14 protein-coding genes and 1 pseudogene are annotated in these 15,089 nt (G+C 48.1%); 9 read left to right on the forward strand and 6 right to left on the reverse strand.

The genetic code is table 11. The annotated features are described in order from the left end of the window. The 5 genes and pseudogenes from BLD48_RS09125 to BLD48_RS09145 all read right to left on the reverse strand — a co-directional run. Nucleotides 1-269, reverse strand: a pseudogene (locus tag BLD48_RS09125) (hypothetical protein); the annotation flags it as partial. A 199-nt stretch (nt 270-468) separates the two neighbouring features. Then, the gene (locus BLD48_RS09130) at nt 469-1,512 is read right to left on the reverse strand and encodes a zinc-binding dehydrogenase (RefSeq protein ID WP_071499942.1); all 1,044 of its coding nucleotides are present in this window, start codon (nt 1,510-1,512) and stop codon (nt 469-471) included. 173 nt (nt 1,513-1,685) lie between these two features. Next, nucleotides 1,686-2,105, reverse strand: a complete 420-nt coding sequence (locus BLD48_RS09135) for a hypothetical protein (RefSeq protein WP_014969289.1) — start codon at nt 2,103-2,105, stop codon at nt 1,686-1,688. Next, the gene (locus BLD48_RS09140; RefSeq protein ID WP_071499943.1) at nt 2,095-2,610 is read right to left on the reverse strand and encodes a YwiB family protein; all 516 of its coding nucleotides are present in this window, start codon (nt 2,608-2,610) and stop codon (nt 2,095-2,097) included. The genes BLD48_RS09135 and BLD48_RS09140 overlap by 11 nt, the downstream gene beginning before the upstream one ends. A 20-nt stretch (nt 2,611-2,630) precedes the next feature. Next, nucleotides 2,631-4,331, reverse strand: coding sequence for a glycoside hydrolase family 13 protein (locus tag BLD48_RS09145; RefSeq protein ID WP_071499944.1), 1,701 nt, complete (start codon nt 4,329-4,331; stop codon nt 2,631-2,633). A 369-nt stretch (nt 4,332-4,700) separates the two neighbouring features. Here BLD48_RS09145 and BLD48_RS09150 point away from each other — a divergent pair, with 369 nt between their 5' ends. The 9 genes from BLD48_RS09150 (at nt 4,701) to BLD48_RS09190 (ending at nt 14,455) form a co-directional block, all read left to right on the forward strand. Next, the gene (locus tag BLD48_RS09150) at nt 4,701-6,140 is read left to right on the forward strand and encodes an NAD-dependent succinate-semialdehyde dehydrogenase (RefSeq protein WP_071499945.1); all 1,440 of its coding nucleotides are present in this window, start codon (nt 4,701-4,703) and stop codon (nt 6,138-6,140) included. Further along, nucleotides 6,137-7,762, forward strand: coding sequence for an acetolactate synthase large subunit (locus BLD48_RS09155; protein WP_071499946.1), 1,626 nt, complete (start codon nt 6,137-6,139; stop codon nt 7,760-7,762). The genes BLD48_RS09150 and BLD48_RS09155 overlap by 4 nt, the downstream gene beginning before the upstream one ends. Nucleotides 7,763-7,766: 4 nt before the next feature. After that, nucleotides 7,767-8,093, forward strand: a complete 327-nt coding sequence (ytxJ, locus tag BLD48_RS09160; RefSeq protein ID WP_071499947.1) for a bacillithiol system redox-active protein YtxJ — start codon at nt 7,767-7,769, stop codon at nt 8,091-8,093. A 226-nt stretch (nt 8,094-8,319) separates the two neighbouring features. Further along, nucleotides 8,320-9,852, forward strand: coding sequence for a DHA2 family efflux MFS transporter permease subunit (locus BLD48_RS09165; protein WP_014969283.1), 1,533 nt, complete (start codon nt 8,320-8,322; stop codon nt 9,850-9,852). 133 nt (nt 9,853-9,985) lie between these two features. Then, nucleotides 9,986-10,282 carry a metal-sensitive transcriptional regulator gene (locus tag BLD48_RS09170; protein ID WP_071499948.1) on the forward strand — a complete coding sequence of 99 codons (297 nt, stop codon included), beginning with the start codon at nt 9,986-9,988 and terminating at the stop codon, nt 10,280-10,282. Nucleotides 10,283-10,294: 12 nt separating this feature from the next. After that, the gene (locus BLD48_RS09175) at nt 10,295-12,421 is read left to right on the forward strand and encodes a heavy metal translocating P-type ATPase (RefSeq protein WP_071499949.1); all 2,127 of its coding nucleotides are present in this window, start codon (nt 10,295-10,297) and stop codon (nt 12,419-12,421) included. 2 nt (nt 12,422-12,423) lie between these two features. Next, nucleotides 12,424-12,630, forward strand: coding sequence for a cation transporter (locus BLD48_RS09180; protein WP_071499950.1), 207 nt, complete (start codon nt 12,424-12,426; stop codon nt 12,628-12,630). A gap of 86 nt (nt 12,631-12,716) precedes the next feature. Then, on the forward strand, nt 12,717-12,941 hold the full coding sequence (locus BLD48_RS09185; RefSeq protein WP_014969279.1) for a hypothetical protein: 225 nt from the start codon (nt 12,717-12,719) through the stop codon (nt 12,939-12,941). A gap of 206 nt (nt 12,942-13,147) precedes the next feature. After that, a complete protein-coding gene (locus BLD48_RS09190; protein WP_071499951.1) occupies nt 13,148-14,455 on the forward strand; it encodes a globin-coupled sensor protein in 1,308 nt (435 codons plus the stop codon). A 57-nt stretch (nt 14,456-14,512) separates the two neighbouring features. Here the strand turns inward: BLD48_RS09190 and BLD48_RS09195 are convergent, their stop codons facing one another. Then, a complete protein-coding gene (locus BLD48_RS09195) occupies nt 14,513-15,088 on the reverse strand; it encodes a class F sortase (protein WP_236629980.1) in 576 nt (191 codons plus the stop codon). Nucleotide 15,089 lies beyond the last annotated feature (1 nt).

The following is a 15,089-nucleotide window of genomic DNA, read 5'->3' on the forward strand; positions in this document are numbered from 1 at the left end:
AATAATACGGCAGCTTTGGTAAATTTTTTGTCGATTGCGGCACGACTAATCTCGATGTCTTGATTCACGGCGCACTTCGTGCTCAATTCTTGAAGACTAGAGTCTATCAGATTTCCATGAATCCCGAAGAGTAAAGATAAAAAGTCATTGGCATCGAATTTTCGTTTCCGCTGTACAAAACCTGTCTCCTTCGCCATCTGATCGATTTTAGCCGGCTCTAGAAACGTAAATAATTGGTCGAGGAAATCGAATTTCGCTCGGGCTAACATATAAAAAAACTCCTCTCGTAGGCGGTAATATTCCTTACCATTTTTCGAGAGAAGTTAGTCATTTTCTTAAGTTGACATCTATGGAGGCGCAAGCCGCGCCTCCTTTGTCCAAAGGACATGGAGTCGGGTCTTACCTGTCTCTGACAGCACGGGTGACCGTGCTTTTTCCTGTAGGAGTCGAGTGAGTACACACGTTTTTCTAATTTTGATTCGGTATTAATACGATTTTCCCGAGCTTGCCTGTTTCTTTAAAGTAGGACTGGGCTGCCGCTGCCTCTTCAAGCGGAAATGTCCGGTCGATGACCGGTTCCAGTTTTCCTTCAGCAATCGCGTCAAGCATCCGGGCATATTCAGCGCGCGTTCCGAGAACAGAGCCGTAAAACGTCAAATGCTTTAAGTACATCGTTCGGAAATCGAGGTTCGTCTGTTGTCCGCCGGCAGAACCGGAAATACAGAACTTCCCGCCATTTTTCAAAACAGTCAGTGCCGTCTTGAACAATGGATCTCCGACCACGTCGAGAACAGCGTCAATCGGTCCCCCGTTAACAGCGATGATCTCGTCCGCCAATTGTTCCGAGCGATACGATACGACATGCGTGGCGCCAAGACGTTTGAGTGCCTCTTCCGTCTTCAAGTCTCCGACCACGGCAATGACGGTCGCACTAAACACGTGGGCGGCAATCTGGACATTCAAGGAGCCGACGCCGCCGTTTGCGCCTGTCACGAGGACCGTTTGTCCCGGCTGTAACTGGATTTGTTCGTTCATATGCCACGCCGTTAATCCACTGACGGAGAAAACAGCACTTTTCGTATAATCGGCAAGCGGCATCGCATAACACAGTTCTGCCGGCCAAACGACATACTCGGCATATCCCCCGTCATACTCTGATCCGATGAACGACATATCTTCGCTGATGTGTTCCGCTCCCTCTTGTCCACTTGACGTGAACGGGAACAGGACGACGTCTTGACCGTTGCGTGCTTCATCGACCCCGCTTCCGACTTGCACGATCCGTCCACTGATGTCAGAACCCGGGACACGGGGAAACTGAACGCCCTCCGGTTTCCAGCCTGATTGGGCATCCGTTCCGTAGGCACCTTCCCGCATCCAGATTTCTGTGTTGTTGATGCCGCATGCTTTCACTTCGACCAGGACTTCCCCGGCGCGCGGTGTCGGGACTGGACGTTCGACGACTTCGAGTTGCTCGACACCGCCGTATGCGTTGACTTGAACGACTTTCATGTAAACTCCTCCATCTTGAAACTGTTCTGCTTCCTTTACTTCATGCCCGATTCTTTACAATCTTAGACCAACTGTCTAGAATTTCAATGAAATCACCAATCATCTTAGTATATAGAAAATCAAAAAAGCAGCTCCTTCAAATATCCTTTGAATGGAACTACTTTAGCAGGTACTTATTCTAATCCAAGCGATTGTGGTAATTTGACGGCACGGGCATACGCTGTCTTGTAATCTTTTTTTGCAACCGCCTGTTCGACTTCACGGAGGGCCGGATGATTTTCTTCAGAAAATGCCCCTAAGATCGTCAAATAACGTTCGTAGACCGAATCATCTTCTTTACGCGCATGGAGTAATGCCGTATACAGCATGACCGTATCTTCACCGTACAAGACGGGTAAGTCTTCATTGATCAACAATAAGGAGTCAATCGCGTCCGAATCGACTTTTGAATTGTATTCCGTCATGACCTGTTCTGCCAGTGCTTCAAGTTGATCACGCCACTCGTTGTATTTCGGCTCATCATTTTCCAACCACTCGAACCAATCTTCTTCGAGCATCTGTTCCATCTCTTTTACTGTTTGTTCAAATGCCATTTGCTTCACTCCGTTCCCAAGTTAATTCAATCGTATACAAGCCGACCGGCTGATGATTCATCATCAAATCGTACTGGAATTGCATGCGTTGCTCCGTCATCTCGATCGTCGCTGTTTCCGTCTCCATCACCATTTGGCCAAACTGGCTCTCATAACCACTTTTTGTATTCTGACCTAAAATGAAGACATGGTGCATCGAGACCGGACCTTTTCGGTTCAAAGCAACCTGGTCATGTGACCACTTGATGGTCGTATCAATCGGTTGTTCATCTTCTTGCATGAACTTCAGGGCAAACCCGTCTTTTGTTTCAAACAAGGTCCCGTCTGCTTCTAATTCAACGGACTCCCGCATCGCGTCATCTTGAATCGATGTCACTTGTCGCAGGCGGACCGGATAACGTACTGGTTTCACTTCTATCACCTCATCGTCTAGCGTACACGATTTTCTTCTGTCCTGCATCTTCTTGATTTCTTTTTTAGCGACAGCAAAAGCCGGATTCGGCATCTGCCAAATCCAGCCTTGTTTTAGCGTACGCGGTAAAGGCGTGCTTCGAATGGTTGAAGCGTCAATTCTGTTCCTTCATGATACGTTGTCTCATAGTTCGCAAGCATGATGTTGTCCGCATGGAGAATGATGTCCGTATCGACTTCCGCCACTTCACCTTTTAAGTTCGTGACGATCAGGAACTGTTCGTTCCCAAGCGTCCGCGTATACGCGTAGACTTTTGTATCTTCCGGAAGAATCAAATCATATTCCCCGTAGATCAACGTTTCTTCCATCTTCCGAATTTGAATCATCCGTTTGTAGAAGTTGAGGATTGAATCTTCGTCTATTTGCTGAGCCGCAACGTTGATATCCGAGAAGTTCGGATTGACGCCGAACCATGGAGACTGTTCAGAGAACCCACCGTTTTGTTCATTCGTCCACTGCATCGGTGTCCGGGAGTTATCACGGGACGAGTTCCAGATGACTTCCATGATTTCTTGATGTGTTTTCCCTGATGCCAGTTGCATGTTGTACATGTTTTTCGTCGCGACGTCATCATAATCTGAGATGTCCGGGAACTGCACGTTCGTCATCCCGATTTCCTGTCCTTGATAGATGAACGGCGTCCCTTGCATGAAGAAATACATCATCGCAAGTGACTTCGCGCTTTGTTTCCAGTATTGTCCTTCATCGCCCCAAAGTGAGACGGAGCGGACCTTGTCGTGGTTTTCAAGATAAAGTGCGTTCCAGCCTGTTTCTTCGAGCCCCTTTTGCCATTTCGTCAAGACTTGTTTCAGCTTGACGACGTCGACGCCTTTTTCGGCATCGGCGCGCCACAGATCCATGTGCTCGAACTGGAAGACCATGTTCATCTTGCCGTTTTCTTCTCCGACCCAGAGATCGGCCTCTTCCGGTGTCACACCGTTCGCTTCACCGACCGTCATGATGTCGTATTTCGAAAACGTCTCGTTTTTCAATTCTTCGAGATATTCATGGATTCCTTCGATATTCATGTGCATCTCGAATGAAGGCACATGGGGCATACCGAGTGGATTCGGTAAGTCGGCGTAAGATTGATCCTTATTAATGTGGCTGATCGCGTCGATCCGGAAACCGTCCACCCCTTTGTCGAGCCACCAATTGATCATCGTGTAGACCGCTTGGCGCATGTCTTTGTTCTGCCAGTTTAAATCCGGCTGGCGACGTGAGAAGACGTGTAAGAAATATTGTTCCGTTTTTTCATCGTATTCCCAAGCCGAACCACCAAAGATACTTTCCCAGTTGTTTGGATCCCCGCCGTTGACGGCATCCTTCCAGATGTACCAGTCGCGTTTGTCATTGTCTTTTGACGAACGGGATTCAAGGAACCACGGGTGTTCGTCCGACGTATGATTGACGACTAAATCGAGTAATACTTTAATGTCACGTTTATGTGCTTCTTCCATTAATAAATCAAAATCGGCCATCGTTCCGAATTCGTCCATGATGTCTTCATAATCACTGATGTCATATCCATTGTCATCATTCGGTGATTTGAACATTGGGCAAATCCATAATACATCGACTCCGAGATCTTTTAGATAATCCAACTTGGCAATGATACCCGGGATATCGCCGATTCCATCATTGTTTGCATCATAAAAGCTGCGCGGATAGATTTGGTAAGCAACTGCCTCTTTCCACCAAGCTCGTGTGAGTGTTTTTTGTGCCGTTTCAGGGCGTGGTATCATTTGTGTCATTGTGGATAAATCCTCTCGTATTTCAGTCTTTGTTGTCCGTTATTTTATAGTATTCCTTGATGTTTTATATGAATCATCGGTTGATTTCGTTTAAGCGCAACCGATTGCGCAAATACCCTATATTCATCTTATCAAACCGAGTTGGAATGTCAACGTTTCCACATACATTCCGTTACTTTACATTCATTTTCCTCATTCGTTTTCCATCAAATTATTCAATAGAAAATACATTACATTTACTGAATTATCCTACACTGTTTATCGGTCAATTTCTAGCCTTTTGCACAACCTTTTTCAGAAAAGCGAATCTTTTTTTCAATCTTCGGGTATATTCTTAACAATGCGAATAAAAAAGGGGGATTTTGTAAGATGGACGGACAGTTTTTAATCAACGGACAGTGGCTTGATCATGAACGCGAGCGGACGGATGTCAAGAATCCGGCGACAGGTGAAATCGTCGGCAGTGTACCAAACGGAACAAAATCTGATGTCAACGATGCGGTTGAAGCAGCTCACATGGCTTTTCCGGAATGGTCGAAACGGACAGTTTATGAACGTGCGGCCCTTCTTGAAAAATTGTATGCCAAGATGCTCGAGAAAAAGGATGAACTGGCCCGCTTGATGACACTCGAGATGGGGAAACCGCTCGCTGAGTCGGAAGGCGAAGTCGAATATGCGGCAAACTTCGTCAAATGGTTTGCAGAAGAAGGAAAACGGGCTTACGGTCGGATCATTCCAACGCATGATACAAACAAACGGCTCCATGTCATCCAGCAACCAATCGGTGTCGTTGCTGCGATTACCCCCTGGAACTTCCCGGCTGCGATGATTACAAGAAAGTTAGCACCGGCGCTCGTCGCAGGCTGTACGTTTGTCTTGAAGCCACCGACAGCGACTCCATTGACGGCACTGCGGCTACTTGAACTCTGTCAGGAAGTCGGGATTCCGGACGGGGTTGTCAATGCCGTGACGGGCAGCGGAAAAGACTTGGGTGAATCGCTTGCGACCCATCCACACGTGGATAAGATCACTTTCACCGGTTCGACGGAAGTCGGTCGGACGTTGATGGCACAAGGCGCCGAGACGATCAAAGCGATGTCGCTTGAGCTGGGTGGACATGCGCCGATTCTCGTCTTTGATGATTGTGACCTCGATCTTGCCGTCGCGGAAACAATCAAATCAAAATTCCGCAATGGTGGTCAAACGTGTGTCTGCGGAAACCGGATTTATGTCTCGGATTCGATTTATGACGTCTTCGTCGAGAAGTTAGGACAGGAAACCGCTAAACTCAAAACCGGTAACGGACTCGATCGTGAAACGAAAATCGGTCCGATGATCAACAAGGCCGGTTACGAAAAAGTCAAAAAACATGTCGATGATGCAACGTCAGCCGGCGCCCGCATCGTCACCGGTGGAACGGGACACGCAGACGAGGAACAAGATGTCTATTATTATGAAGCAACGGTCCTCGCTGACGTCACCCCACAGATGCTGATCATGAACGAAGAGACGTTTGGTCCGGTCGCACCTGTCCAACGTGTCAGTTCGGACGAAGAAGCTGTCCACTATGCCAATCAAACACCGTTTGGTCTTGCTTCTTATGTCTTCACGAACAACTACGCACGGGCATTCCGGGCCATCGAAAATCTCGATTATGGAATCGTCGGTTGGAATGACGGTGTTCCTTCGGCGGCTCAAGCACCGTTTGGCGGCATGAAACAGTCCGGTGTCGGACGTGAAGGCGGTTCTGAAGGGCTTGAGGCTTATCTTGAAACGAAGTATGTCTCAATCGGCGGTCTTGACCAATGAACGCCGCCGAACGATTTGTCCAGTGTTTAGAAGCTGAAGGGGTCACGCATATCTTTGGTGTTCCTGGTGAAGAAAATATCACGTTACTCGAAGCAATCAGCAAGTCAGACATCACGTTCATCACGACACGTCATGAGACGAACGCCGCCTTCATGGCCTCGATGTTCGGACGGTTAAGCGGACGCCCCGGCGTTTGTTTGTCGACACTCGGTCCTGGCGCAACGAACATGATGACGGGAATCGCGAGTGCAACGATGGATCATTCCCCTGTCGTCGCGATTACCGGCCAAGGGGTGACATGGCGCCAACATAAGGCCTCCCACCAGATGTTTGATTTAGTTGAGATGTATCGCCCCATCACAAAATCGAGTACGTCGATTGCTTCCGGTGAAATCATTTCAGAAGTCGTCCGGCAAGCATTTGCTCAGGCTGCTTCTGAAAAACCGGGCGCGACACATCTGTCCTTCCCGGAAGATATCGCGAAGTCCGATGTCGATGCGAAAACACCGGTCTTACGCGATAGTGCCCCAACGTTCCTCCATCCGACGTCCGTCAAGGATAGCGCCGTCTTGCGTCAGATCGAACAAGCGACCAAACCGGTCGTGATTGCCGGATTCGGAATCAACCGAAGTGGTGCGACGGACGCTTTCCGTCTTTTTGTCGAACGTTTAGGGGCTCCAGTCGTCGAGACAATGATGGGCAAAGGAACGATTTCATCGTTCCACGAACTGGCAGCCCATACGATTGGTTTACCGAATGCCGACTACAATCAACGGATTCTTGACCAAAGTGATCTCATCATTGCCATCGGCTATGACATCACCGAATTGCCACCTTCAAAGTGGAATCCGAACCGGACACCGGTCCTGCACATCGATACGAACCAACATGAAATCGATCAATTTTATCCGGTCGTCGCTAATCTGATTGGTTCGTTACCGGACACGTTACAGTTGCTGTCCGAAGATGTCCCGAACCGGGCTTGGTCCGGCTGGCAACAGGATCGCGATCGCTTGCGTCAAGAAATTCAAGCGACGTATTCGATGGCCCTCCCCCTCCATCCGCAAAGCATCGTCCGGGAACTCGAACAGGCGACCGGTGAAGACGGGATGATTTTTTCTGATGTCGGTGCACATAAAGTCTGGCTCGGACGGCATTTTCAGACGACACGTCCCAATCAGCTGTTCATTTCAAACGGCTTTTCTTCGATGGGGTACGGATTATCAAGTGCGATTGCCGCTAAATTACTTTATCCGGAACGCCGTGTCTTGTGTGCCTCCGGAGACGGTGCCTTCTTGATGAACGGTCAAGATCTCGAGACCGCTGTTCGCCTGAAACTTCCAATCGTCGTCATCATCTGGCGCGACGGGACGTACGGACTAATTGAATGGAAACAACAGCAGGCATATGGGCGAGCGCCTTATATCGAGTTTGATAATCCCGATCTTGTTCAACTGGCTGTTGCCTTTGGCGCCCTTGGTCTTCGTGTCGGCGAACATGGAACGCTCGCCGCTTGTCTCAAGCAAGCTTTTACGAGTGACGGACCCGTTTTGATTGACTGTCCCGTCGATTACAGGGAGAATCTGAAGTTAAGTGACCGTTTACGGACTTATGGAGGATGATACTATGACACAACTGAGAAAATTACAATCGATTTCCGACTTTGATCAATTCGTTTCTGAACACACCACGTTTGTGATTTGTAAACACAGTACGACTTGTCCGATCAGTTCGGCTGGTTTTTCCGAGTATACGAAATACGCCGATACGACCGCGATCCCGACTGCTTATCTATTGGTTCAAGAAGCACGGACGTTATCGAACCATATCGCGGAACACTACAACGTCCGACATGAATCACCGCAAGTCTTGTTCGTTCAGGATGGTCGGGCCGTTTGGACGACGTCCCATTACGACATTACGACAGACGCCTTAAACACGCATGTCGGTTAATCTGTTTTCTTCTTTAAAAAATCCCTTCTCCCTGTTGCAATCAAACAGGGGGAAGGGATTTTTTTGATCAGAGCTGGTTCAATCGAACCTCATCTTGTTCACAACAAATAAAATTACCTTTCTTAGCTATTAATGTTTGTAATTTAATCTAAATCAGATTAAGATAGACAACAGATATAACGACCGTATAGAATTGTGTACTGTTAGTTCATTAAGGAGGAATACCATGCAACACGAAAAATCTACTTCCGCTCGTCCCCCTTACGGCATCCTTGCCGTATTGATGATCGGTGCTTTTATCGCTTTCTTAAACAACACACTACTTAATATTGCGTTGCCTTCGATCATGAAAGACTTAAACATTGAAACATCGACGGTCCAGTGGCTGTCGACAGGCTTCATGCTCGTCAACGGGATTTTAATTCCGACGTCGGCTTTCTTAATTCAAAAATTCTCCGTCCGCCGTCTGTTTATCTTAGCGATGACCTTGTTCTCGCTCGGAACGATTCTTGCTGGATTCGCGGATACCTTCCCGGTTTTACTCGCCGGACGGATGATCCAGGCTTCAGGATCTGCCATCATGATGCCGCTTTTGATGAACGTCATGCTCGTCAGCTTCCCGATTGAAAAACGTGGAACCGCGATGGGCTTCTTCGGTCTTATCATGATGGGTGCCCCCGCTATTGGTCCGACACTTTCCGGTTGGATCATCGAACATTACGATTGGCGGATGTTGTTCCACTTCATCACACCGATTGCTTTGATTGTCCTGGTTGGTGGAGTCGTCTTACTGCGTGACGTCAAAGAACGTTCCGATGCGAAACTTGACTTTACTTCCGTCGTCTTGTCTTCGTTCGGATTCGGAGGTCTTTTGTACGGCTTTAGTTCTGCCGGCTCCAAAGGCTGGGATAGCCTGCAGGTCATCCTGGCGCTGGTCATCGGTGTCATCGCACTCGTCACCTTCATTACGCGTCAATTGAAAATGGAACGTCCAATGCTCAACTTCAAGATTTATCGTTATCCGATGTTCGCTTTATCGTCCGTCATCTCGATGGTCGTGACGATTGCGATGTTCTCCGGAATGTTGCTGCTCCCGATTTATGTCCAGACGATTCGCGGTATCTCACCACTTGATGCCGGTCTGATGTTACTACCGGGTGCGATTTTGATGGCCGTCATGTCGCCGATCAACGGAAAATTGTTTGATAAAATCGGTGGACGTCCACTCGCGATCACAGGATTATTCATTACCGTCGTCACGAGTTATTACTTCAGTCAGCTCGAAATGGATACGACTTACACCCATTTGATCATCCTTTATTCACTCCGGATGTTCGGGATGTCGATGGTCATGATGCCTGTTTCGACAAACGGGTTAAACCAGTTGCCAACACGTTATTATCCGCACGGTACTGCGATGAACAACACGTTACAACAAGTATCAGGTGCGATCGGAACGGCTCTACTCGTGACGATCATGTCGACTCATGCGAAAACACGTGGAACGGAACTCGCACAAGAAGCAGCGAAAAATATGACAAGTCAACCAACGGCTGAAGCCGCTGCAGCGATGAAACAACAAATCGTGATGCAAGCAACGCTTGACGGCATCAACTACGCCTTCTTCATCTCGACGTTCATTGCTGGTCTTGCGTTTCTTCTCTCTTTCTTCATCAAACGAGCGACGCAAGCGGAAGACATTATCAGTAACCGTTCGCTCAACGAACAAATCATCAAACCACAAGTCTCGAACCAATAAGCAGATTGTCTATCAGATCCGCTTTGTCCTTTTGGATGAAGCGGTTTTTCAGTTATAAACAATATACTGGTACCCCCCATACCTATATGATATACTCAACATAATAACTATTACAGAAGAAAGAGGTGTCCCCATGAACCATGATCATCCCCTTGTCCCCCGCTCCTCTGAAGAGCAGGATGCTTTAACGAAACGCTTGAGACGGATCGAAGGACAGGTCCGCGGCATTGCCAATATGGTGGCGGACGATCGCTATTGTATCGATATCTTGACCCAAACCGCCTCGATTCAAGCGGCTTTACGCCAGGTCGAACTGCAAATCATCGAACGTCATGTCAAGATGTGTCTCCATGACGCAGCAACCGGACAGCAAGAGACCGATGTTTACGTCGACGAACTGATGGCTGTCATCGCTCGTCTCAAAAAGTAAGGAGGGATTCAGATGTCAAAAACGATTGAACTGAATATCGAAGGCATGACATGTGCCGCCTGCTCCGCCCGGATTGAAAAGGTCTTGAACCGGATGGACGGTGTCGAAGCGACCGTCAACTTACCTCTTGAGACGGCACGGATTGCGGTCCCGGACGAGATGGAGGAGCAGGTGATCCTTGATAAAATCAAAAAAGTCGGCTACGGTGCGACGCTCAAGACGACGCCCCACGAACAGGTTCAAAATCGTCGGATGCTCTACCGGTTTTTCATCGCCACGTTACTGTCGTTACCCTTGTTACTGAGCATGGTGTCGCACATTCCGAACAGTCCGCTTCACCTGCCGTTCCTGATGAATCCGTGGCTTCAATTTGCACTTGCGACACCTGTCCAGTTCATCATTGGTGCCCCGTTCTACAGCGGTGCCTATAAGAGTCTTCGCAGCGGCAGCGCCAACATGGATGTTTTGGTCGTACTCGGAACTTCCGCGGCTTATTTCTACTCAATTGCGGAAATGCTGATCCATCCACTCATGCCCAATCTCTATTTTGAGACAAGTGCCGTCCTGATTACGCTTGTCCTTCTGGGGAAAGTGCTCGAGGATCGGGCTAAACAACAAACGACCGGTGCCATCAAAAGTCTTCTTTCCTTACAGGCAACCGATGCTGTCGTACTTGAAGATGGCATCGAACGGAAAGTCCCGATGGAGCATGTCCAAGTCGGGATGCAACTCGTCGTGAAACCCGGACAAAAAATTCCGGTTGATGGCGTGATCGTCTCGGGAGATGCCTATCTCGATGAATCGATGTTGACCGGTGAACCGCTTCCTGCTCATAAAACTGTTCATGACGCTGTCATCGGTGGAACGTTAAATACGAATGGTCATCTTTTGCTGGAAGCGACCAAAGTTGGTCAAGAGACGATGCTCGCGAACATCATCCGGGTCGTCGAACAGGCCCAGACGGAAAAAGCACCGATTCAGCGACAAGCAGACCGAATTTCCGGTATCTTCGTCCCGATCGTCGTCGCCATTGCCATCGTGACACTAGCTGTCTGGTGGTGGACGACCGGCTCATTTGCCGAAGCCATCCGGCCAGCGATCGCCGTGCTCGTCATCGCCTGTCCGTGTGCCCTTGGACTTGCGACACCGACCTCAATCATGGTCGGAACGGGTAAAGGAGCAGAACACGGCGTACTGTTTAAAGGTGGTGCCCAGCTGGAATCGTTACAACATGTCGATGCCGTCGTCTTTGATAAGACCGGTACGTTGACGATTGGCCGCCCTGTCGTCGTGCAAACGTTCGGCCAGGAACAAGCACTCGATTTTGCGGCAGCCATTGAAAAAAAATCAGAACATCCCCTTGCGCATGCAGTCACGGAAGAACGAGATGTCGTCTTTGATATCGAAGACTTCACCGTCGATGCCGGACGTGGTGTCCGCGGAACGATTTTAGGACATCACGTGATGGTCGGTTCAGCACGGATGATGCGTGAGCATGAGCTGATTCTCCCCGACTGGACTTCCACTGGTGCGACGTTCGTCTATGTCGCGGTCGATGGACAGATCGAAGCCGGTTATGCGATTCGGGATGAGCTAAAACCAACGACGAAACACGTCATTCAAGAGCTTCAGAAAACTAAAGCGGTTTATCTGTTGACAGGCGACCGACAAGAAGTCGCTTTGGAGCTCGCACATGAACTTGGTATTCCGCAGACACAGGTCTTTGCCGATGTGTTACCGATTGAAAAAGCAGACAAAATCAAAGCCTTACAAGCAATGGGTCAACGGGTCGCGATGGTCGGCGATGGCATCAATGACGCACCAGCCCTTGCGACAGCAGATGTTGGGATTGCGCTTGGCAGCGGGACAGATGTCGCACTTGAAGCGGCAGATGTCACCCTGCTTGGACATGATCTGCAACAAGTCGCAACAGCCATCCGCTTAAGCGAGCAGACGATGAAAAACATTCGTCAAAATCTGTTTTTTGCACTCGGCTACAATACGATTGGAATTCCGATTGCTTTCCTCGGACTCCTTGCCCCATGGGTCGCAGGTGCCGCGATGGCCTTCAGCTCTGTATCTGTCGTCACAAATGCGTTACGCTTAAAACGTATTCCATTATCCAAAGGAGGAAAATGATCATGAAAGAAACAACTCTAAACGTCATCGGGATGACGTGTAACCACTGTAAAGCGAGCGTCGAATCGGCGTTAAACGAACTCGATGGCGTCACGAATGCCACGGTATCACTTCCGGACAATACGGTTACCGTCACACACGACGATGTCGCGACAGAACGTCTTGTCGAAGCGATCGAAGAAATTGGTTATGATGTACCGACTGCTTAAATATTTTGAGCCAAACTGTCTGAAAGACGCAGTTTGGCTTTTTTAATTTGAGTAAATCGGGAATGGTTTAACAAGGAGGGGTTCGTATGGTACCGAAAATCGAATTCGTAGAATACTTCGATGACAACAAAGGAAAACGATTTAAAATCGAACTTTGGAATCTCGGAACCTTCACATTTAGCGCTGAGTCAGCCAAAGGACCTGTCACTCGCTTTACGTCGATCGACATCCAATTCGTTCAAGACTGCGTAAGCCGGATGCGGTCGATCGTTGATGCCCAAAAAGCGTTTCAAAAGGATCAATTTGTCTAAATGATGGACAACATATATAACGTGTACCCTTCGCTTTCGAAGTGGAGATTCCACTCATGGTCACAGACCATGAGTTTTTTCATTTCAGGTCAATATTTTGTTAAGTAGGAGCAAATTTTTCAGAAAATGATTATTAGATTTCTAGAAACAGCCGATAACTAACAAGACACTAAAAATCTTAATTCCAAGAAAATCGGGGGCATATCGTGCGCAATCCATTTAAAACTAAATCATCGATGTCGACCTATCAGGCGACCATCGGATTTCCAGACAAACGACTGATTACGAAAACAAGTGATCCAAGCTTAACAGGACGCCTGGAATACATGGGCTACACGGAAGAACATTTACAAACCTTAAAGGCGATGGCACCTGTCGTCAACAGTGTGTTAGACGAAGTACTCGAGCAAGTACTCGATCATTTACTCCTTCATCCGGAAATGGTCCAAATCGCTCAAAATTCTTCGACACGGGAACGTCTGAAAAAAGTGTTTGCTGACTATTTCGGAAGTTTATTGACTGGAAACATGGATGACAAGTTCCTCGCGATGCGGACACGGATGGGGAAAACCCACAACCGGACGTTCGTCCCTGTCACGTGGTTCATCGCTTCTTACGCTGCTTTTAATACATTACTGATTCCGAAAATCGTCGAACATTTCCAACACGAACCGGCCCAATTGGCGAATGCGATTTTAGCATTGAATCATGCGATGAATCTCGATGCCCAAATCGTGACGAGTCAATATGTCGATGCTCGTTTACATGAAGTCAGTGCCGCCAATGACTCACGGAGCCGTTTGTTACAGGACGTCGTCCGGGTCAGCCAAGAAGTCGCTAGTACAGTTGAACAGACAGAAGGTGCGATTTTAGAAACAAGTCGCCGCGCCACACAAATCTTGTCTGAGACGAATCAAACCGAAAAAACAAGTCGTAATCTCGTCGGCTTGACATCAGAAAACGAAACGCAGATGGATAAAATGGAGCAACAATTTGTCCAAGCGACAGAACAAGTCAGTACGTCGTTAACAAGCATCCAACAGTTGAAAACAACGTCTGACGAAATCGTCAAGATGACGCAAGGAATTGAAGACATCGCTAACCAGACCAACCTGCTTGCTTTGAATGCTTCCATCGAGGCCGCTCGTGCAGGTGAACATGGTAAAGGCTTCTCCGTCGTTGCGATCGAAGTCCGTAACTTAGCGGAAAACGCTAAATTACTCAGCAGCAGCATCAATACCTTGATTCAAAAAAATAACGGTAATATCAACGAACTCGTCTCCCAGATGGAAGATATCACCCGTTCCAACTCAGCATCTCGCAATGAATTACAACAAGTGAAAAGCGGCATCCATACCGTTAAACAAGAGATGGAAAACTACTTGGATATGTTCGGTCGCAATAAAAATGATCTAAGCCAAATCGTCCAAACGATTCAGGGCATCAGTCAAACGACACAAGGACTCTCTGCCTTGACGACAGATCTTGTCGCAGCTTCTGAACTAAACGCTTAACGTCTCTCTACATCGTAAACAGCAAATGGACCAATCCGCAGTGGATCGGTCCATTTTTTATTTTTCCTGTTCGGCCGTCACGACCAATCGTTCATCGTATCCTTTTGATTGTGTGAACGTACCGATACACGTAATTAACGTTAAACGTTGTGCAAGTGTCGCACCGAAAATCGATCCGACTGGTGCTTGATCCACGGGGTATGATTTTACGTTTGTCACCACATACAAAACTTTTTCACCCGTTTTTGAACTCAATTCAATTTTTTGTCCTCGTTTCACCTTCGCTAAGTCATAAAACACAGCCGGACCGTCGGTGTCATCGAGATGTCCGGCCAGAATGACATTGCCGGTCTGATTGGCTTTTGCACCGTACTGATACCAACCGACTTGATCAGTCTGCTTCGGGACATCCATCCGTCCTTTCGTATCCTTCCCCACGATCTCTACATTGGCTTCAACATCAATGGTTGGAATACTTAAACGAGCGGGCACGAATGTTTCCATCTCTGTCGGTTCCGACTCCGAATTTGGCACTGGTGACTCAACGACAGGTGGCGCTGGTTCCTCGGAACGTGGTACAGATGGAGCAGGTTCCTCTGCTCCTCCACACCCCGCGAGCATCACAATGATCATT

The sequence above is a fragment of the Exiguobacterium sp. KRL4 genome, assembly GCF_001870785.1.
In the GTDB taxonomy this organism is placed as follows: domain Bacteria; phylum Bacillota; class Bacilli; order Exiguobacteriales; family Exiguobacteriaceae; genus Exiguobacterium_A.

Bases quoted from the DNA above. Each gene is read 5' to 3' on its own strand.
- BLD48_RS09170 (WP_071499948.1), top strand. From the start codon at position 9,986: ATGAACCATGATCATCCCCTTGTCCCCCGCTCCTCTGAAGAGCAGGAT.
- BLD48_RS09165 (WP_014969283.1), top strand. From the start codon at position 8,320: ATGCAACACGAAAAATCTACTTCCGCTCGTCCCCCTTACGGCATCCTT.
- BLD48_RS09150 (WP_071499945.1), top strand. From the start codon at position 4,701: ATGGACGGACAGTTTTTAATCAACGGACAGTGGCTTGATCATGAACGC.
- BLD48_RS09130 (WP_071499942.1), bottom strand. From the start codon at position 1,512: ATGAAAGTCGTTCAAGTCAACGCATACGGCGGTGTCGAGCAACTCGAA.
- BLD48_RS09135 (WP_014969289.1), bottom strand. From the start codon at position 2,105: ATGGCATTTGAACAAACAGTAAAAGAGATGGAACAGATGCTCGAAGAA.
- BLD48_RS09140 (WP_071499943.1), bottom strand. From the start codon at position 2,610: ATGCCGAATCCGGCTTTTGCTGTCGCTAAAAAAGAAATCAAGAAGATG.
- BLD48_RS09155 (WP_071499946.1), top strand. From the start codon at position 6,137: ATGAACGCCGCCGAACGATTTGTCCAGTGTTTAGAAGCTGAAGGGGTC.
- ytxJ (WP_071499947.1), top strand. From the start codon at position 7,767: ATGACACAACTGAGAAAATTACAATCGATTTCCGACTTTGATCAATTC.
- BLD48_RS09180 (WP_071499950.1), top strand. From the start codon at position 12,424: ATGAAAGAAACAACTCTAAACGTCATCGGGATGACGTGTAACCACTGT.
- BLD48_RS09185 (WP_014969279.1), top strand. From the start codon at position 12,717: ATGGTACCGAAAATCGAATTCGTAGAATACTTCGATGACAACAAAGGA.
- BLD48_RS09145 (WP_071499944.1), bottom strand. From the start codon at position 4,331: ATGACACAAATGATACCACGCCCTGAAACGGCACAAAAAACACTCACA.
- BLD48_RS09195 (WP_236629980.1), bottom strand. From the start codon at position 15,088: ATGATCATTGTGATGCTCGCGGGGTGTGGAGGAGCAGAGGAACCTGCT.
- BLD48_RS09175 (WP_071499949.1), top strand. From the start codon at position 10,295: ATGTCAAAAACGATTGAACTGAATATCGAAGGCATGACATGTGCCGCC.